The sequence below is a fragment of the Faecalibacterium hominis (ex Afrizal et al. 2022) genome, assembly GCF_049545105.1.
GTDB lineage: Bacteria > Bacillota > Clostridia > Oscillospirales > Ruminococcaceae > Faecalibacterium > Faecalibacterium duncaniae.
Genome location: NZ_CP186860.1, coordinates 845412 through 865257, shown reverse-complemented (window position 1 = coordinate 865257; position 19846 = coordinate 845412). Strand labels below are relative to the sequence as shown.

Below are 19846 nucleotides of genomic sequence, written 5' to 3'. Positions count from 1 at the left end.
AGAAGAAAGGGAGACCGTTCACCCAGAACGGTCTCCCTTTTGTATGTCCGGGGTAGTTGCACCCGGCGGGGCGTGATAGGATAGGGGCAGGAAGGGAGTGAAACTGTGAGCCAACTGGATATCAAGATCAGAAAGCTGCAGGACAATGGTTCGACGTTTCGGGCAAACATTGAGACGCTGTATCTGGGCGGTGTGCGGAGCGCCAAGGTGGACGAGCTCCGCTTTGAGCTGCCGGAAGAGTGGAAGAACTGCACCGTGACCCTGCATGTGCAGCGCCTGAGCGGCACAAAGCCGGACCCGCAGATCCTGGACGAGAACAACAGCGTGCTGGTGGACCGCCGCTGGACGCTGGAAAAAGAGGGCACCTGGATGCTGCTGGCCATCAACGACAGCGGCTACATTGCCATGACCAAGCCCGGCAAGTACACCTGCTATGACACCATCGACACCGACACGACCACCGAGAACATTACGCCGAGCATCTATGAACAGTTCGTGGCCGAGGTGACGAAGTACGCCAAGCAGGCGCTGGAGAGCATGAACGCGGCCAAGACCAGTGAGACCAACGCAAAAACATCCGAAACCAACGCGAAAGCCAGCGCGGATAAGGCGAAGGCCAGTGCCGACAGCATGGATACAAGTGTGGCCACTTGCACCACAAAGGCCAAGGAGGCCGAAGCGAGTGCGGTAAGAGCCAAGACCAGCGAGACCAACGCAAAAACGTCGGAGACCAATGCCAAGGCCAGTGAGAATGCGGCAAAGACGAGTGAGACAAACGCCAAAGCCAGCGCGGATGCAGCCAAGAGCAGCGAGACCAAGTCCGCCGCCAGCGAGACCGCAGCCAAGGCTAGCGAGACCGCCGCCAAGCGGGCCCTGCAGGACACGGAGACGGAGCACACCGCCGCCTTGCAGAACATCGCACAGGCCCGCACCGCGGCCCTGAACGACGTGGCGGCCTCCACCAAGACGGCCACCGCTGCGGCAAACACTGCCACCCAGCAGGCCACCGACGCTGCGGGGAGCGCTTCCACCGCCGCCACCAAGGCCGGGGAGGCATCCACCAGTGCGGGAGCGGCAGCTACAAGCCGTCAGGCAGCAGAAAAGGCTCAGAAAGCCGCAGAGGATGCCGCAGCGCTTGCCGGAACACGGGCCGGCACGGACAAGACCCTGTCCGTGCCCGATGCACCGGCGGATGCAAAGACTGTGGGCGACAAGTTCAAGAGCATCAAGACGGACTGGAATTCCGTGACAGATAAGCCGAGTACGTTTCCACCGAGTGCGCATAACCACTCGAAATTGGAGTTCGAGAACAAGAATGAAGTGAATTTTGTTGGCATCCCAGAAAACAACACAGTCTACTTGGGATATCGAGACAACACCATTGATGAGTATCGGTTTAATGACGGTCGAGGAAGCGGCTCTTTTGCAAATGTCAGGGCCAACAAATTCATTGGTTCGCTGGATGGTAATGCAACCACCGCCACAAAAGCAACCGGCGTAACCGACTATAAGGACGCATCCAGAACAATCCAAGTCGGCTATGCGGGCGACGGCCTTAACACGTCGAATCTGACGCACATTGCAGGCTATACGGACAACGGTACGAAAATCAAGGATGTCAACAAGTCGGTTATGCAGAGTTGGCTGGGTGTGACCACCATTACATCCCAAACCAGTGACCCCGGTGCGGGAAGCAGCCTTGCAACCGGCTCTATCCTGCTGGTGTACGCATAAGGAGGACGGAACATGGCAATTTATACCGGAATCGGCGGAAGTGCCAAATCGGTCTCCAAGATCTACATCGGCGTGGGCGGTACCGCAAGGCAGGTGCACAAGGGCTATATCGGCGTGGACGGCGTAGCCAAGAAGTTCTATGACGGCGGCAATCCCATCAGCTCTTTTGCATTGGGGACAGAATTTGGCATTGCTGACCCGAGCGGCAACAATACTTACTGGTATAAGCTGGTGCACAAGGGCGTTCCGGGCGGCGGGTTGTACGACAGCACGGCCAACGGTGCATGGCTCTGGAGGACGAACGTTGCAGGCTCAACAGCGATCGATAGCAGTAACTACATCTACGGTTACGAAGGGTGGGCACTGGACAACTGGTGTGTCAACTACCCGGGCGGAAATATCACACCCAGTGTAGCAAACCGCCTGATGACCGTGCATCTGCCCTACGTGAAGCGGGCGGATTACAGCTCGGCCAAGGTTTCCTCCGGCTCAAACGGCCTTTCGAGGAAGTGCTTTCTGCTTTCCGCGGTCGAGATGGGCGTTTACACCTGGCAGGGCATAGATGGTCTGATGGCGCAGGAGGGTGCAAAGCTGGACTACTTCGACTACACGACTGCTGCCACCGACAAACGAAAAGCAGACACTGAATACTGGACACGCTCCAAGCGAAGCTACAACGGCAACTATATGTACACGTTTTATGCGGATGGAAGTTTCTCCAGTGCAGGCCGCCACAGAGAGGACTCGTACGGTCTGCGCCCCTGCATTGTGCTGCCGCTGAATACGCTGGTGACAACGATTAAGTTATTCGGGGAGATTAACTATATTTTCTGAGCACCCGGAAAGGAGAGTTCAAAATGGAAGAAGCAACGATCCGCCCCGGGTACACGGTACCGACCGAGACCGACGGCACCCCGGCAGATTACAGCGCGATCGAGGCTGCGGTGAACGCACACAACCAAAATGCACAGCCCGGGGAAGCTTACTGGGGCATCCGGCTGTGCGGGGCGGAGTATGAGGTGTACGAATACGGGAAAGTGCCACAGCCGCCGACCGCCGAAGAGCTGGCTGCGCAGGAAAAGGCCCATAGGGAAGCCCAGCAGCGGCAGGAGGTACTGGACAAGTTGCCGGAGACGCTGGAAGCGCTGAAAAACGAAAACGAAATGCTGAAGCAGTGCTTGCTGGAAATGAGCGAGACTGTCTATGCGTAAAATCACACAAAAAATCGAAAGGATGGTATTTATGATGGCTATGTTATGGGCACAGGAAATTATGTCCGCTGAGACCGTGGAGGAGGCAAAAGCTCTGTATGAGCGCTGCCCCCGCTTGCTGAAGGAGAAGGTCAAGGCAATTCTTATCAAGAGCGGCTTTGAGGAAATCACACAGTAAGGAGGCGCAGATCAATGCCCAGAACAATTCTTGACGTTTCCCGCTGGCAGGGCAGCATCGACTGGGACGCGGTGAAGCGCAGCGGCAAAATCGACGGCGTGATGCTGCGGGTGCTGGGCAGCAAGGGCGGCAAGCCCTACCTCGACCCCTATTTCGCCCGCAACTACGCCGAGTGTGCCCGGCTGGGCCTGCCCGTGGGCGGCTATTACTACACCTGTGCGGTCACGCAGCGGCAGACGGAGGAGGAGCTGGCCGCCCTCAAAACAGCTCTCCGGGGCAAAACGTTCCAGCTGCCCCTTGCCATCGATGTGGAGGACCCCCGCCTGCGCTCCCTGGCCCCCGCAAAGCTTTCGGCCCTGGTGGCCGAAGCCGCTGCCCAACTCGAAGCGTGGGGGCTGTATGCAATGGTGTACACCTACACCAATTTCGCGGACACCGCCCTCGACATGGCCGCCCTCGCTGCTTATGATCTGTGGATCGCGGACTACCGCGGCAAGCGCCCCGCCCGCAAGCACGGCATGTGGCAGTACACCAGCAGCGGCAAGATCCCAGGCGTGAGCGGCCCGATAGACCTGAGCCATGCGTATAAGGACTACGCAGGCATCATCCAGCGCAAGGGGCTGGGCAAAGTGAAAGGAGAATGACAATGAAAAATGAGATTTGTGCGGCCATCGGCATTGTGGGTGGGGCCATTGCCAGCCTGCTGGGCGGCTGGGACACGGCGCTGCAGACGCTTATCATCTTTATGGCAATCGACTACATCACCGGCCTGATCGTGGCGGGGGTGTTCCACACCAGTCCCAAGACCAAAACTGGCACCCTTGAGAGCCGGGCAGGCTGGAAGGGCCTGTGCCGCAAGGGTGTGAGCCTGCTGGTGGTACTGGTGGCCTGCAGGCTGGATGCTGTCATCGGGTCGAACTTTATTCGGGACACCGTTGTCATTGCGTTTGTATGCAATGAGACTATCAGTATCGTGGAGAATGCCGGACTGATGGGTGTGCCCATCCCGGCGGCGCTGACTCGTGCTGTGGACGTGCTGAAGCAGCGGGCGGAAGAAAAGAACGGCAGCTGACAACGGCCCCGGGGAGCCTGACGGTTCCTCGGGGCTGAGTTTGTGTTTTCGACTTCTTTCGACAAAAGGCGTAGCATGATGGGCGAAAGGATGTGTTAGAATGACTGATACACAATTTGACCACTTGCTGCGCCCTCTGGGTATCATTCGCACAAAGAATGATTATTATACTCTCCGGCAGTGTATGACGCTGATTTGCACCAGGCCTGACCGGTTGCGAGCCTTGCAGAAGGAAGTTTATCTGCCTGTGGCGGAAGCTTCTGGTCATGCTTGGAGGGCTGTGGAGAGCGCTGTTCGCAGGACGGCAAAGCTGGCATGGAAAACTGACCCGGAGAAAGTGCAGGTGTTGGCGGGACACCCGCTGGATCATCGGCCAACGGCGGGACAGTTTTTGGAGATGCTGTATAATGCAGCGGATACTATGTACGAGAAAAAGTAAGATTTGAAAGAAGTATGTAGAAAGAATTGGGGGTGGCGTAAAGGGAAAAATTGTTCGAGTGAGAATGTGTCAGGTGGACCATAAATCCAACGATTTCACGTTAGAAATCGTTGGATTTTTTTGTTTATAGGTTAGCCTTATTTGGTTTTGACCACAATTTTGACCACAATGCCATAAAGAAAGTTTGAAGAACCATTCAAAGAAATGCTCTGAACAAAAACGGAATACGGTTATTTTGACATAGCAACGCTACTTGTATAGAGCGAAGCACTACTTATAAATAGTGGTGTCAGGAATTGAGATTTTGTGATACCCCAAAAGACACCCTCGCTTTTGATAGGAATCTCATGCAGGGATGTCCTTATCTCAACGCGAAGGTGTCTTAATAACGAGGGTCAGATGCCACGGAACGTAAAGGTGAACTCCACAGGCTTGGTCACATCGGGAATATACTCCGGGTGGACATTGGCACCCCAGCTGTCATCGCCGCCAACGCCCATCTGCTCACCCATGGCACGAATCACCGTGTAATGGACCGGGGGCAGCTCGTAGGGATGCTTGGCACTCTCCATTTCATGGGGAGTGTAGGGCAGCGCAGAGAAGAACATGGGCTTTGCGGCATCTGCGGTAAACAGCAGCCCGCGACCCTTGCGGTCCACTACCTTTGCCCAGCGCACAGCGGTCTTTGCGCCACACTCCTGCGGCACGAGGTACTGTGCCATGTTGTCTGCGACCTTGTTCTGGTAAATGCCCAGCTTTGCACCATGCTGACGATCCCAGTAGGTCTCCGCAGGGCCGTTTCCGTACCACTCCACCGTATCGTAGTCAGCGTCGATCTTGAACAGTACGCCGAACTCCGGCATTGCTGCAAGTCCTTCCACCGGGTCATAGTGCAGGGTGGTCTGGATGCGGCCATCACCGAACACACGGTACTGCAGGCTGCACTCTGCTGCGGGGCTGGTCTGGAGGTTATAGAGATAGGTCACGACCACGCTGTCGGCTTCCACCTCGCAGGTGGGGTTCTGGAGGATGGTGCCGCCATGAACAGACGGAATCTCCTTGCCGATGCCCTTGGCGGTAGCGTACAGGCTTGCCAGCTTCCACTAACCGCGAACGCCGCCCATGTTGTTGCCGCAGTCGTTGTCGGTGGGAGCGCGCCAGAAGTTGGGCCGGGGAATCTCCTAAATCATCTCCTTGCCGGCATAGCGGTAGGAAGTCAGACCGCCGTTCAGATCGGAGAACAAAACATCGAAATTCTCACCCCGGACACCGATGTTGTGTGTACCGTGCGTAACGGTAAACGGCGTGACCTTCTTGCTGGGAATGGAACGAACCACAGCGATCACACCCTGTCCAAAGGCGACTTCGTGACCCTTCTTTGCCCAGCTGGTGTCCTCCTTCAAACGGAAGCTGATGGTCACTGCATATTCACCGGGGAGCGCAGGAACCATAAACGGCAGCGGGAAGCTGGAACGCTCTTCGGGAGCAACATCAATATTGGTCAGTTTCTGTTGCTGATACAGCTTTCCATCGCGATGCAGCAGAGCAACGCAGTCGAAAGCATCCGTAGAGGTGAACAGGTTCTTGTTCCAGACTTCAAAGCCAGAGTTGTCGATGGAAACGGCGATGTTCTGATAGCAGAACTTGACCTCCTGCATCTTGGGAGAAGGAGCACGATCACCACCGTAGGCAATGCCGTTTCCGCTGAAATTATAGTCGGTAGGACGCTCACCGAAGTCGCCGCCGTAGGCTTGGAAACACTTGCCGTAGCGGTCTTTTTTCCAGATGGACTGGTCGATGTAATCCCAGATGAAGCCGCCCTGATAGCCGCAGTCCTTCTGGTCGGCAAGTTCCGTGTACTTGTGCAAAGCACCGTTGGAGTTGCCCATAGCATGAGAATATTCGCACTCGATATAAGGCCGCTTATCGCCCTGTGCCAGATACTCTTTAATGTCCTTCACAGTGCTGTACATATGGCTCTCGATATCGGTGGTTTCGAGGAAGCGGGGATCATTGACCACACCTTCGTAATGCACCAGACGGGTGTCATCAAAGCGGCGGACCATCTCGGCCATCTGGAGCAGGGTCTCACCGCCAAACGATTCGTTGCCCAGAGACCAGATCAGAACAGCAGGATGGTTTTTGTCACGCTGGTAAGTGGAATTCATGCGGTCAAACAAGACAGCTTTCCACTCCGGCTTATCATTGGGCAAAACGCCCTCGATGCCGCGAATGCCCGCCTGATGGATGTCCCATGTGCCATGGGATTCCAGATTGTTCTCTGCGATCAGATACAGACCATACTCGTCGCACAGGTCGTACAGTGCATCCTGATTCTGGTAATGGCTGGTACGGATGGCATTGATGTTGTTCTGCTTCATGGTGATGATATCCCGAAGCAGTTCCTCATGGGTGTGTACGCCCACAGCACGACCCGTAATGGAGCTGAACTCATGACGGTTGGCACCCTTGAACACGATGCGCTTGCCGTTGAGCAGCATCCGATTGTTCTTCAACTCGAACTTGCGGAAACCGACTTTCTGCCCGGTCACCTCTACCAGATGGCCTGCATCGTCCAGCAGCTCGATCTCCAGTTCATACAGAGCCGGGTCCTCTGCACTCCACAGGTGGGGGTTCTCCACCGCATGGCTGAACAGAGCAGAGCCGCCGTTCAGCGGGATTTTTTCGGAGAACACTTCCAGTTCACTGCGGCGCAGGGTCAGACGGGCTGCGCCCTTACCCTCGCCAACTTCGGGCTGACCTGCGTGGATGATACCCATATCTACATCGGGGAGCATAAACGGCTTCCAACGAATAATATACTTTCAGCTTGCGTTTTCCTGTTCGTCAAGAATGCGCCAGCCGTCCATCAAGTCTGAATTTTCCATAATAAAGGTGTGGGCGGTGTCCTGTCCCCACGAGTTGTCGTATTTCAGCATCAGATAATCGCTCAACTCGGTTCGATTTTTGAACTTCAACAAGCGATACGGCTCCTGAAAAGCGACCTTTTCGACGAAATATACTGCATCCGATGTGGGAAGCATAACGCCGACATGACCGATCATAAGAGAATTGTCCGTTTCAGAGAACTGATCGTGCAGGACCACGGAGACAAGACGAATCTTATCATCTTCTACGAAGGAGAGACCGCGTTTCTTCCATTCTTGTTGAATCGTTTTCAAATGGGTAGGAATATCGGTCGTATTAGTGGTTTTAACTGGGGCGAACAGCGCATCAAATTTTTGCCGTTCGTCGCCGCAAAGGGATTCCGGGTCAGAGCCCAGTGTTTCATAGTCCATAAACAGGGTGTCCTCGGCTGAGTCAAGGTCTGCCTTGCCTGTGACAGTGATAAAATCACCGAACAGCCCACAGGCGGTGATTCGACAGTTCCAGCCGGGGAAGGTATCGTATTTTTCTGTCCATGCGTCCTGCATGGAGTAAGGATCGTATTTCAGATCCGAAGGCTTGGCGTTTTCAAAACCTGTGGTGAGCCATGCCGGGTCCACAACATTGTTGAACTTTTGCACATGATCAAAGAAGGTCTGTATCCGCAGGTCGGATACGCCGGCATCCTGCAAAAGTTTGGAAAGAAGAGCTTTTGTATCCGAATCTGCTAAATTGGAGTATTCGATTTGCTGAAGGACGGGCTGAGAAACTTTTTGAGTGCAGCCCCCTGCCAGAAGCGCACCGCAAAAAAGTGCAGCGGTGCAGACAAGAAAAGTTCGACGTTTCAAAAATGGTCACCTCGTTGTGTTTTTCGGAAAGTTTCTTTGAGTGCCGGAGTCTCAACCATAGGCGAAGAGAGCAACGCCGTTGGTCTCGTAACGAATGGTATCACAGATAAACAAAGAAAATCAATGACTTCTGTCGTATGGTTCAATCCGCTGCGCCTGCCAATTTCAAAAATTTCTTGTCCGACTGGATGCTCTGGGTCACAAACTTCCCATCCCGGAACAATGCGTATGTTGTGACCGGTGCGGGCACATTTTGTGCCGTCTCTTTCTCTGTGATGTGGATGGCTTTGAACGGGATTCCATGTTCCTTTGCAGCCTCCTGCACCTTTGGCACCCAATAATAGGTGTAAGGGCACTGGTCGGTATAGTAGAGGACAAAGCCATTCTCCTCCACCTTGGGATGCTTGGCGCAGGCCTTGAATTTTGGCGGCTGGGCACTCTCTGCAAGGGGCAGGTACATGAGGTTGATGCCGCAATCGGAGATGTCCGAAACCTTGAAGCCCTTATGGGTCAAAAACTTGGGGTCGGCGAGAAACTCCCGTTTGCGCCCCTCTGCACACAGAATGCAAACACCGTTTTTGCCCTGCGCCTTGGCATCCCGAAGGCATTTTTCCAGCAGTTCGCTGGAATAGCCGTGACCCTTCATGGAGCCGGAGACCCACAGGCAGTTGATATAAAGCCAGCCTGCCGCATCAATGGGCACCCATGCGTTTTCTGCCGGGATGTACTCGATAAAGCATTTGCCGCGCTCTGCGCTGCGGTAAAAAACAAGCCCCTCCTCAAAGCGCTGCTTGAGCCATTCCTTCTTGGCAAGACTCTGTTTGCCGGACATGGCACAACAGATATGTTCCTTGTCGATGTTTTCTCTGGTAACTCTGATATAGTCCATCTTGCGATCCCTCCTAAGTTGCAAAAAAGCCGCTGTGCCGCAGAGCGCTTCTCCGACACAGCGGCCTTTTTGTTTTTGGCTGCGGCTTACCGCATCCGTCCATCGCCGCCCATCAAGGCGGTCATTTCCTCAATATAGTCCAGCGGGAACGGCGGAGCGCACAGGGGCTTCATGGCAATGCTCATGAGCTTCATGGGATTGTCGTCTGCCGCCACCCGGTTGGAGCTGAGTTTTCCGCAGCGTTTGCAGCGGTGGATGATGGCCCATTCGCCGCCCTTGCGTACCCAGACTGCCAACGGCTCCATGATGCCGCCGCAGTCGGAGGCACGGTCGCCGGGTTCCTCGTCCACATGAAGGCTGGACAGGCAGTTGGGGCAATGGTTGCGGTGGTCGCTCCCTGCATTTTGCGGGGTGCAGACCCGTCCGCAGACTTTGCAGGTAAAGGCATCGTTGCAGGCGTGGGTCTTATAGTAACCTTTTTCAAAGGTCTTGCGTTTGTTTTCACGGTTCATGGTAATATCCTCCTGAAACTTGTTCATTACTCGTTTTCGGGAGGAGTGGCTTGTGGTTCTGCCAGACCTCCCGGTCAGGCCACAAGTCCCAGTGCAAATGTAGTATGTTTCAAAAAGCTCTCCTTTGATTATAGCATTTATGACTTTTTTCTGCTTCAACTAAAACTCAAAAATTCCTTTATTTTTCACCTCCCACAATGTTAAAGGTCCGGAAGAACAGCTTTACATGGGCATCCAGCTTTTCAAGGCTTTCAGCTTCCCGTTCCGGCTGGCGGTCGCAGATGCTCAGCAGGACGATGATCGGGGAAACATACATCCACGCCAGGGTATCCGGGTCTTCGTTTCGCAGTTCGCCGTTTGCAACCAGCGCACGGAAGATGCCTGCATGGTAGGAGATCATCCAATCCACATAGCGTTTGGAAAGCAGTTCGGCAAACTTGGGGGAACGGAACTGCTCCAGCGTCATCATCCGGCGGAACTGGCTGATAGTTTTATCGTGCAGCGAATAAAGGAAGATCTGTCGGACTTTTTCAACCAGCAGCTCCTCTGAGATGTGGGAGAAAACCGGGATATCCTTTTGGGAATCCTGTACATGGACCGAGATCTCAGCGGTGTCTTTCTGGTAGTGCGCCGAAGTTGTTTCCAAAATCGCATCAAAAATCGCCTGCTTGCTGGGGAAGTGGTTGTACAGCGAGGGAGCCTTGATGCCGACCGCTTTTGCAATTTCACCCACGCTGACCGCATCGTATCCCTTGGTCGAAAACAGTTCCAGAGATTTTTCCAGAATGCGCTGTTTGGTATCTTCCATTGTTCATCACCATTTGCTAACTAATGCTCGTTAGCTACACTATAATCAAAAAAGTTCCCATTGTCAAGAGGTTTTTCTGGAAGACAACGAAACTCCGTCATTACCGCAGGCTAACGGCAACGATCAACAGAACACCAGGTTGTGTTCGCTTCAGCTTTGCAGCTGCAGGCTTTTTCTTTGCCGGGATTTATGCTATACTTATTAAATAAATCAAATCAATGGGCAGGAGGAACCAGCGTGGAGGATTACCGCACCATCCGGGGCACGGCCACCGGCGAATATGAGGAAAAGAAGAGCCGCTTTATTGCGCAGCTCTCCTTTGCGGACAGCGAGGAAAAGGCGGTGGCCTTTTTGGAGCAGGTGCGGGCAGCCAACCGCACGGCCCGGCACAATGTCTATGCCTACCGCCTGCGGGAGGGCAACCGGGAGCGCTACTCCGATGACGGTGAACCGGCCAAGACGGCGGGAACCCCGGCACTGGAAGTGCTGCAGCACAGCGGATTGACTGACCTTGTCGTGGTCATCACCCGATACTTTGGCGGTGTGCTGCTGGGCACCGGCGGCCTGGTGCGGGCCTATACCACCGCCACCGCCCGCGCGTTGGAAGCCGCCGAGGTGGTCACGGTGCGCAGTGTGGTGGAGTTGGAGGTAACGGTGGACTACTCGCTCTATGAGCGGGCGGCGCTGCTCATCCAGGCGGCGGGGGCAAAGCTTGCAGACCCCCAGTTCACCGACCGTGTCACCCTGCGCTGGCAGATGCCTGAGGGTGCGGAGCCGCCCTTGCTGGAGCAGCTCCGGGAGTTGACCCGGGGCGGTGCACAGGTAAGTGTGTCACAGCCGTTCTACGCTCCATTCTGACCTGCAAACTGACTGCCTGCCGTTATGACACAGACTTCCCTGCGGGGAAGGCTGGGGAGCGGCAGTAAAATCAAGAAGTTTTATTCGTTCTAAGACAAATACTTTCCCCCTTCGACAGGGCGGGTGTGCTATACTTGCCGCAGACGCGGCATGGGGATCGGCTGCGCCGTGCGAGAGGAGGGGGAGAAAACAGAAAGTGAGGGTTCCTGATGGATGTACGACAGCGCACCGAAGAGATCGAGCGGCTGACCTTGGCCCCCTGGGCAACATTCAGCGATGCCAGCCGGGGCAGGGTGAGGCCCGAAGAGCAGGACCCTATCCGTCCGGTGTTCCAGCGGGACCGTGACCGGATCATCCACTGCAAAGCGTTCCGGCGGCTCAAGCAGAAAACGCAGGTATTTCTCTCACCGGAGGGCGACCTCTACCGCACCCGGCTCACCCACACGCTGGAGGTGGCGCAGATCGCCCGCACCATTGCCCGCGCCCTGCGCCTCAACGAGGATCTGACCGAGGCCATCAGCCTGGCCCATGACCTGGGGCACACGCCCTTTGGCCACGCAGGGGAGAGCGCACTGGACAAGCTCTGCCCGGAGGGATTCCGGCATTATATGCAGAGCCTGCGTGTGGTGGACAAGCTGGAAAAGGACGGCAGGGGCCTGAACCTGACCTGGGAGGTGCGCAACGGCATCGTGACCCATACCAAGGGCACCTGGGCGGCCACCCCGGAGGGACGCATCGTCCGCATGGCGGATCAGATCGCCTTTGTGAACCACGATATCGAGGATGCCGTGCGTGCCGGTGTGCTGGACCCGGCCACCCTGCCCAGAGAATGCACCGCCGTGCTGGGGGAGACGAAGTCTCAGCGCATCACCACCATGATCAACAGCATCCTGCGCAGCAGCGAGGGGGATGTGCAGGTGGGCGCAGAGGAGAACGAAGCCTTCCTGGCGCTCAAGGATTTCATGTACCGCACCGTCTATGTGGATCGCAGCGCCAAAAAGGAAGAACAGAAGGTGGAAAAGGTGCTCACCGAGCTGTACGAGTATTACCTGACCCACATCGAACAGATGTCCAACTTCTATCTGCAGCTGGCCTATCAGGAAGGACGCGACCGCGCAGTGACGGACTATATCAGCGGCATGAGCGATGAATTTGCCATCCGTACCTTTGAGGATGTCTTTGTGCCCCGCAAGTGGCATGTGTTATAAAAGGAGCATCGGAATACCAAAATGATCCCACACGAATATATTGAGGAACTGACCCGCCGTACCGATATCGTGGATGTGGTGGGCAACTATGTCCAGCTCAAGCGGAAGGGGCGGCTGTATGGCGGCCTGTGCCCCTTCCACAGCGAAAAGACCCCCTCGTTCTACGTCTACCCGGATACCCAGAGCTTTTACTGCTTTGGCTGCGGTGTGGGCGGCGATGTCATCCACTTCGTCCGCCGCATCAACAGCATCGACTACACCGAGGCGGTCAAGATGCTGGCTGCCCGCGCGGGAATGCCGGAGCCGCAGGAGGACGACAAGACGGGCCGCCTGCGCAGCCGCATCCTTTCCATGAACAAGGAAGCCGCGCGGTATTTCCACGCCTGCCTGAACTCCACGGTCGAGGAAGCCCGGCAGGCCCGGGCCTACTGGCGGCGGCGCGGTCTGGACGACAAGACCATCGTCCGGTTCGGGCTGGGCTATGCACCGGATGACGGGCAGGGGCTGTACCAGTATCTGCGCGATAAGGGGTACAACCAGCAGGAGCTGGATGCCAGCGGCCTGTTCAAGCGCAGCCAGTCGGGCCGGATCTACTGCCTGTTCTGGAAGCGGGTGATGACCCCCATCTTTGACCTGCGGGGGAACATCATTGCCTTTGGCGGGCGTGTGCTGGACGATTCCAAACCCAAGTATGTCAACAGCCCCGAGACACTGGTCTACCACAAGTCGGATACCGTGTTCGCTCTGCAGATCGCCAAGAAGAGTGCTTCCCGGCGGTTCGTTCTCTGCGAGGGTTACATGGACGTTATTTCCATGCATCAGGCGGGGATCGACACGGCGGTCTGCGCCTGCGGCACGGCCCTGACTCCGGATCAGGTAAAGCTCATCAGTCAGTACGCGGAGGAAGTCATCCTGAGCTACGACTCGGATGAGGCCGGCCAGAAGGCCACTCTGCGCTCGCTGGAACTGTTCCGCAACAGCCCGGTCAAGGTGGGCGTGCTGCAGATCCCGGGTGCAAAGGATCCGGATGAGTACATCAAAAAGTATGGCTCCGAGCGGTTCAAGGCACTGCTGGACGGTGTGGGAAACGCGCTGGACTTCCGGCTGGGGCGGCTCAAGAACAAATACGACCTGAAGCAGGATGCCCAGCGGCTGGAATACGTCAAGGAAGCCGTGAATATGCTGGCGGAGCGCTCCAACCCCACCGAGCAGGAGGTCTACGCCGGGCGGCTGGCTGAGGAGACGAACATCTCAAAGAACGCCATTATGACCCAGCTTGCCGATGCAGTAAAGCGCTCCAACAGCAAACGCCGGTGGGCGCAGAATCAGGCACGGCTGCAGTCCGGTGAGATGCACCAGATCAGCGTGCCTTACAGTGCGGGCGGCTCTCAGGCGCTGGGGGTTGCCTCTGCAGAACAGCGGCTGCTGGCCGCCATGCTCCGGGAGCCCAGCTATATCCCGCAGGTGCGGGCCCAGCTCAGCCCGGAAAAGTTCGTTCTGCCTCAGCAGAAGGAGCTGTACGAAGCGTTTCTGCAGTGCCAGGAGCAGGGAATCGAAATCAGCCTTTCCACTCTGCGCCCCTTTGTGAGCGAAGAGGCGCTGAATGAGCTGAGCCGCCTTGCGGCACAATACAGCGATGTGAACTGTACGCCGGACGATATCCGGCTCTATCTGGACCGCATTGCCCGGGGCACCCCCGTGGCAGGCAAGGCGGCCGAAATGTCCAATGATGATTTGATACGGTATCTCCAGTCGATGCGAGAAAAGAAGCAGGGCACAGACCCTGCGGACGACTGACCGTTCCTCTCCTCCGGCTGGAGCTGGAAGGAGAAAGAATCATGCGGAAATTGTCGCAGACGGAAGAACTGGTAAAGATCCTGGCAGGCCGGGCCCGCCGCCATACCCTGACACCCGAGCAGATCAGCCGGGCCATGGATGAGCAGGAATACGATGTATCCGGGCTGGATGCGCTGTATGCGGCGCTGGAAGCCCGGGGCATCCGTGTAACCGAAGAAGAAGCGGACATGCCCATGCTGGATGAAACACAGATCGGGGAACTGGAGCACGAGCTCTCAGCCGAGGGCGTAGCGCTGGATGACCCGGTGAAGGCATATCTGAAGGAGATCGGCCGGGTGCCGCTGCTGACAATGGAACAGGAGCTGGCGCTTGCCCGGGCCGCGCAGGCCGGGGATGCGGATGCCCGGCGGAAGCTGAGCGAAGCCAACCTGCGGCTGGTGGTCTCGGTGGCCAAGCGCTATGCCGGGCGGGGGCTGCCCTTCCTTGACCTCATTCAGGAAGGGAACCTCGGCCTGATGAAGGCGGCGGAGAAGTTTGAACCAGACCGGGGGTTCCGGTTCTCGACCTACGCGACATGGTGGATCCGGCAGTCCATCACCCGGGCCATTGCCGATCAGGGGCGGGTCATCCGCATCCCGGTGCATCTGGTGGAGAGCATCAACCGGGTGAAAAAGACGGCAGGGGAGCTTTTGCGCAAAAACGGCAGGGAACCCACAGCCGAAGAGATCGCCGTCCGGCTGGACATGGAGCCTGACCGGGTGCGGGAGCTGCTGCAGCTGGCGCAGGACCCCATCAGCCTGGAAACACCGGTGGGTGAGGAAGAGGATGCCCACCTGGAGGATTTTATTCAGGATGAGGAAGCAGGCGTTCCGGTGGACGAGGCCGGGCGGGAACTGCTGCGGCGGGAGCTGGCAAATGTCCTCAAGAGCCTGACACCCCGGGAGGAGCGGGTGCTGACCCTGCGCTTCGGGCTGGAGGACGGGCAGGCCCGTACTCTGGAAGAGCTGGGAAAGGAGTTCAACGTGACCCGGGAACGCATCCGGCAGATCGAGGCCAAGGCTCTGCGCAAGCTCCGCCATCCCAGCCGCGCAAAGCGACTGCGGGATTATCTGGAAGAATGAGTATGTAAGGGCACCGCAGGCAGCTGCGGTGCTTTTTGCATGGGCAGGGGAGAGTGCGCATCAAGAGCCAAGGTGTACAAAATGCACAAGGGTGTTTTTGGTGAGAACGTGCAAAACTCAAAAATCAAGAGCCAAAATACGCAAAGCTTACACGCGCCCGTGCGTACCATGAAATCGCGGGCTTGACAAAAATATTGGGCCAAAATGCGAAAAATGGCTTGACAGCAAGGCTTTTGAGGTGTATACTGCATTAGTATCACATAATGGCCTAGTGCGCCAAAAAGGGAGCTGCACTGGAAGCAGCTGGACGGTGTTGACCGAAAAGTTTGTGAAAAGCGACGAACTTCCTTGGAGGATACGGGTCGATTTATGTGTGTGTGCTCAAATCTGACCCGTATAACGCAATATCCGTAGAGTATAAAAGTAAGGAGTGGTTGATTTTATGATGAAAGTCAAGCCCGTAAAGCTCGGCAAAACCGAGCGCATGAGCTTCTCCCACATCGACGAAGTCATCAGTATGCCGAACCTGATCGAGGTCCAGAAGAACTCTTACCAGTGGTTCCTGGACGAGGGCCTGAAAGAGGTCTTCCACGACATCGGCACCATTGAGGACTACACCGGTAACCTGGCGCTGAGCTTCGTGGACTTCCGTCTGGATAAGGAGCCCAAGTACAGCATCAAGGAGTGCAAGGAGCGCGACGTGACCTACGCTGCCCCCCTGCGCGTGACTGCCCGTCTGCTGAACAAGGAGACCGGCGAGGTCAAGGACCAGGAAATTTTCATGGGCGACTTCCCGCTGATGACCGATGCGGGCACCTTTGTGATCAACGGTGCCGAGCGTGCCATTGTCAGCCAGCTGGTCCGTTCTCCCGGCGTATTCTACGGAGATGCCAAAGATAAGGTGGGCAACGACCTGTACAGCGCAACCATGAACCCCAACCGCGGTGCATGGCTGGAGTACGAGACCGATGCCGCCAACGTGTTCTATGTCCGTATCGATAAGAACCGTAAGCTGCCCGTCACCGTGCTGTGCCGTGCGCTGGGCCTTTCCTCTGATGAGGAGATCCTGAACTTCTTCGGCGAGGATGAGCGCATCCTGGCCACTCTGGAGAAGGACACCACCAAGAACCAGGACGAGGGCCTGCTGGAGGTCTACCGCAAGCTGCGTCCCGGCGAGCCCCCCACGGTGGAGTCCGCTACCAACCAGATCAACATGCTGTTCTTCGATCCGCGCCGCTACGACCTGTCTCGTTTCGGCCGCTACAAGATGAACAAGAAGCTGTCTCTGGCCCGCCGCATCACCGGCTTTGTTGCCGCTGAGAACATCGTTGCTCCCCTGACCGGCGAGATCATCGTTGAGGCCAAGGGCAAGATCACCCGTGAGCTGGCCGAGAAGGCAGATGCCGCCGGTGTGGATACCGTTATTCTGAGCATCGAGGGCAAGAAGGTCAAGGTCATCACCAACGGCTGTGTGGACGCACAGGGCTTCTTCTCCTTTGATGTCAAGGAGTGCGGCATCAACGAGCGCTGCTCCTTTGATGAGATCAAGAAGATCCTCGACACCACCTCTGATGTGGAGGAGCAGAAGGAAATGCTCCGCCGCAACCATGACCAGCTGATCGGCCGCACCGTCACCGTGAAGGACATCCTGTCCTCCATCAACTACCTGAACGGTCTGGGCCACGGCGTTGGCACCACCGATGATATCGACCATCTGGGCAACCGCCGCATCCGCAGCGTTGGTGAGCTGTTGCAGAACCAGTTCCGCATCGGCTTCTCCCGCATGGAGCGCGTCATCCGTGAGCGCATGACTCTGCAGAGCCAGGATCAGAGCGTTATCACCCCGCAGGCTCTGATCAATATCCGTCCTGTGGTCGCCGCCATCAAGGAGTTCTTCGGCTCCTCTCCGCTGTCTCAGTTCATGGACCAGAACAACCCTCTGGCCGAGCTGACCCACAAGCGCCGTCTGTCTGCTCTGGGCCCCGGCGGTCTGAGCCGTGACCGCGCAGGTTTCGAGGTCCGTGACGTTCACTACAGCCATTATGGCCGTATGTGCCCCATTGAGACCCCTGAAGGCCCCAACATCGGCCTGATCTCCTATCTGGCATCCTACGCCAAGATCAACGAGTACGGCTTCGTTGAGGCTCCCTACCGCAAGGTCAAAAAGACTTACGACGAAAACGGCAAGCTGATCGATCAGGTCGTTACCGATGAAGTGGAGTATATGACCGCTGACGTTGAGGACGAGTACGTTGTTGCTCAGGCCAACGAGCCTCTGGATGAGACCAAGCACTTCATCCGTCCCCGCGTTTCTGCCCGCCGCCGCGATGACATCCTGGAAATCGATGCCGATAAGGTCGATTATATGGACGTTTCGCCCCGAATGATGGTCTCTGTTGCGACCGCCTGCATCCCCTTCCTGGAGAACGATGACTGTAACCGTGCTCTGATGGGCTCCAACATGCAGCGTCAGGCAGTGCCTCTGATGGTCACCCAGCAGCCCATCGTGGCTACCGGTATGGAATACAAGGCTGCCACCGACTCCGGCACCGCTGTTCTGGCAAAGAACGACGGTATCGTTGAGAAGATGGATGCCGACCACGTCACCGTCCGCAATGCACAGGGCGGCGTGGACAACTACCCGCTGGTCAAGTTTGCCCGCTCCAACGCAGGCACCTGCATCAACCAGCGTCCCATCGTTGAAGTGGGCGAGAGCGTTAAGGCTGGTCAGGTGCTGGCCGACGGCCCCGCAATGCGCAACGGTGAGATCTCTCTGGGTAAGAACGCCCTGATTGGCTTTATGACCTGGGAGGGCTACAACTACGAGGACGCTGTCCTGCTGAACGAGAAGATCGTCCGCGAGGATGTGTACACCTCGATCCATATTGAAGAGTACGAGACCGAGTCCCGTGACACCAAGCTCGGACCTGAGGAGATCACCCGTGATATCCCCAACGTCTCCGAGGATGCCCTGAAGGATCTGGACGAGCGCGGCATCATCCGCATCGGTGCCGAGGTCAAGAGCGGCGACATCCTGGTCGGCAAGGTCACCCCGAAGGGTGAGACCGAGCTGACCGCTGAGGAGCGCCTGCTCCGCGCCATCTTTGGCGAGAAGGCCCGCGAAGTCCGTGATACCTCTCTGCGCGTGCCCCACGGCGAGTACGGCATCATCGTGGATGTCAAGGTCTTTACTCCTGAAAACAGCGATGAGCTGCAGCCCGGTGTCCGCGAGGTCGTCCGCTGCTACATTGCTCAGAAGCGTAAGATCAGCGTCGGCGATAAGATGGCAGGCCGTCACGGCAACAAGGGTGTCGTTTCCCGCATCCTGCCGCAGGAGGATATGCCTTACCTGCCCGACGGCACCCCGCTGGACATCGTGCTGAACCCCCTGGGCGTTCCTTCCCGTATGAACATCGGTCAGGTGCTGGAAGTCAACCTGGGCTACGCTGCCAAGGCATGCGGCATCAAGGTTATGACCCCCGTGTTCGATTCCGCGCGTGAGAACGACATCGGTGATACCTTCGATACCGCCCGTGAGCTGTGGCATGGTGAGAATGCTCCCGCATATCCCACCAAGCTGCCCAAGATCATGGGTGAGAAGGGCCACATCATCGACTTCTCCAAGATCGAGCTGGACCGTGATGGCAAGACCACCGTTTACGATGGCCGTACCGGCGAGAAGTTCGATAACCGCGTTACCGTTGGTTATATGTACTACCTCAAGCTGCATCACCTGGTCGATGATAAGATCCATGCCCGTTCCACCGGCCCCTACTCTCTGGTCACCCAGCAGCCTCTGGGCGGCAAGGCTCAGTTCGGCGGTCAGCGCTTCGGCGAGATGGAAGTCTGGGCTCTGGAAGCTTACGGTGCCGCTTACACCCTGCAGGAGATCCTGACCGTCAAGTCCGATGACGTTGAGGGCCGTGTCAAGACCTACGAGGCCATTGTCAAGGGCGAACCCATCCCGCAGCCCGGCATCCCCGAGTCCTTCCGCGTTATGCTGAAGGAGCTGCAGTCTCTGGGTATGGACGTTGTGGTCCAGGACAAGGACGGCAACGAGATCGATATGCGCCAGAACTTCGACGACGAAGAGACCGGCTTTGATATGCGTGATGTTGCAGGTTCCGAGACTGTTACCAACGAGAATGAGCTGCTGAACGATTACACCATCAAGGATGCTGACGCAGGCTTCGATGATCCTTCTGTGCTGGAAGATGACAACTCCGGCAGTGCGGCTCCCGCTTCCGACGAAGTGGATTTTTAACTAGAGATTAAGAAAGGGTTC

At 56.8% G+C, this 19846-nt stretch carries 18 protein-coding genes; 12 read left to right on the top strand and 6 right to left on the bottom strand.

The window, feature by feature from the left end:
- Positions 1 to 105: 105 nt before the first annotated feature.
- The 7 genes from ACKXGA_RS04195 (at position 106) to ACKXGA_RS04165 (ending at position 4634) form a co-directional block, all read left to right on the top strand.
- Positions 106 to 1734, top strand: a complete 1629-nt coding sequence (locus ACKXGA_RS04195) for a hypothetical protein (protein ID WP_423730149.1) — start codon at positions 106 to 108, stop codon at positions 1732 to 1734.
- Between the two features lie 12 nt (positions 1735 to 1746).
- On the top strand, positions 1747 to 2568 hold the full coding sequence (locus ACKXGA_RS04190; protein ID WP_423730148.1) for a DUF6273 domain-containing protein: 822 nt from the start codon (positions 1747 to 1749) through the stop codon (positions 2566 to 2568).
- A gap of 23 nt (positions 2569 to 2591) precedes the next feature.
- The gene (locus ACKXGA_RS04185) at positions 2592 to 2945 is read left to right on the top strand and encodes a hypothetical protein (RefSeq protein ID WP_423730147.1); all 354 of its coding nucleotides are present in this window, start codon (positions 2592 to 2594) and stop codon (positions 2943 to 2945) included.
- A 31-nt stretch (positions 2946 to 2976) separates the two neighbouring features.
- Entirely contained in the window at positions 2977 to 3123 is a 147-nt protein-coding gene (locus ACKXGA_RS04180) for a hypothetical protein (protein WP_242957950.1), read from the top strand.
- Between the two features lie 14 nt (positions 3124 to 3137).
- Positions 3138 to 3767 carry a GH25 family lysozyme gene (locus ACKXGA_RS04175; RefSeq protein WP_423730146.1) on the top strand — a complete coding sequence of 210 codons (630 nt, stop codon included), beginning with the start codon at positions 3138 to 3140 and terminating at the stop codon, positions 3765 to 3767.
- A 2-nt stretch (positions 3768 to 3769) separates the two neighbouring features.
- Entirely contained in the window at positions 3770 to 4195 is a 426-nt protein-coding gene (locus ACKXGA_RS04170; protein WP_098923349.1) for a phage holin family protein, read from the top strand.
- Positions 4196 to 4295: 100 nt separating this feature from the next.
- On the top strand, positions 4296 to 4634 hold the full coding sequence (locus tag ACKXGA_RS04165) for a sporulation initiation factor Spo0A C-terminal domain-containing protein (protein WP_423730145.1): 339 nt from the start codon (positions 4296 to 4298) through the stop codon (positions 4632 to 4634).
- 395 nt (positions 4635 to 5029) lie between these two features.
- Here ACKXGA_RS04165 and ACKXGA_RS04160 read toward each other — a convergent pair whose 3' ends face one another.
- From ACKXGA_RS04160 to ACKXGA_RS04135, 6 genes are all read right to left on the bottom strand, one after another.
- Positions 5030 to 5641, bottom strand: a complete 612-nt coding sequence (locus ACKXGA_RS04160; RefSeq protein ID WP_423730144.1) for a beta-galactosidase small subunit — start codon at positions 5639 to 5641, stop codon at positions 5030 to 5032.
- Positions 5642 to 5815: 174 nt separating this feature from the next.
- Positions 5816 to 7432 (bottom strand): glycoside hydrolase family 2 TIM barrel-domain containing protein, encoded by a 1617-nt coding sequence (locus ACKXGA_RS04155; RefSeq protein WP_423730143.1) that lies wholly within the window; start codon positions 7430 to 7432, stop codon positions 5816 to 5818.
- A gap of 27 nt (positions 7433 to 7459) precedes the next feature.
- On the bottom strand, positions 7460 to 8368 hold the full coding sequence (locus ACKXGA_RS04150; protein ID WP_423730142.1) for a DUF4300 family protein: 909 nt from the start codon (positions 8366 to 8368) through the stop codon (positions 7460 to 7462).
- A gap of 142 nt (positions 8369 to 8510) precedes the next feature.
- The gene (locus ACKXGA_RS04145; RefSeq protein ID WP_423730141.1) at positions 8511 to 9257 is read right to left on the bottom strand and encodes a GNAT family N-acetyltransferase; all 747 of its coding nucleotides are present in this window, start codon (positions 9255 to 9257) and stop codon (positions 8511 to 8513) included.
- 86 nt (positions 9258 to 9343) lie between these two features.
- The gene (locus tag ACKXGA_RS04140) at positions 9344 to 9769 is read right to left on the bottom strand and encodes an RNHCP domain-containing protein (RefSeq protein ID WP_423730140.1); all 426 of its coding nucleotides are present in this window, start codon (positions 9767 to 9769) and stop codon (positions 9344 to 9346) included.
- Between the two features lie 178 nt (positions 9770 to 9947).
- Complete coding sequence (locus ACKXGA_RS04135) at positions 9948 to 10577, bottom strand: TetR/AcrR family transcriptional regulator (RefSeq protein WP_156070704.1); 630 nt, start codon at positions 10575 to 10577, stop codon at positions 9948 to 9950.
- Positions 10578 to 10814: 237 nt separating this feature from the next.
- Here ACKXGA_RS04135 and ACKXGA_RS04130 point away from each other — a divergent pair, with 237 nt between their 5' ends.
- From ACKXGA_RS04130 to ACKXGA_RS04110, 5 genes are all read left to right on the top strand, one after another.
- Complete coding sequence (locus ACKXGA_RS04130) at positions 10815 to 11435, top strand: IMPACT family protein (protein WP_097770301.1); 621 nt, start codon at positions 10815 to 10817, stop codon at positions 11433 to 11435.
- Between the two features lie 209 nt (positions 11436 to 11644).
- Positions 11645 to 12643 (top strand): deoxyguanosinetriphosphate triphosphohydrolase, encoded by a 999-nt coding sequence (locus ACKXGA_RS04125; RefSeq protein ID WP_097770300.1) that lies wholly within the window; start codon positions 11645 to 11647, stop codon positions 12641 to 12643.
- A gap of 21 nt (positions 12644 to 12664) precedes the next feature.
- The gene (dnaG, locus tag ACKXGA_RS04120) at positions 12665 to 14440 is read left to right on the top strand and encodes a DNA primase (RefSeq protein WP_005930570.1); all 1776 of its coding nucleotides are present in this window, start codon (positions 12665 to 12667) and stop codon (positions 14438 to 14440) included.
- A 41-nt stretch (positions 14441 to 14481) separates the two neighbouring features.
- Complete coding sequence (gene rpoD / locus ACKXGA_RS04115; RefSeq protein WP_423730139.1) at positions 14482 to 15561, top strand: RNA polymerase sigma factor RpoD; 1080 nt, start codon at positions 14482 to 14484, stop codon at positions 15559 to 15561.
- Between the two features lie 442 nt (positions 15562 to 16003).
- Entirely contained in the window at positions 16004 to 19825 is a 3822-nt protein-coding gene (locus ACKXGA_RS04110) for a DNA-directed RNA polymerase subunit beta (RefSeq protein ID WP_097770298.1), read from the top strand.
- Positions 19826 to 19846: the final 21 nt, after the last annotated feature.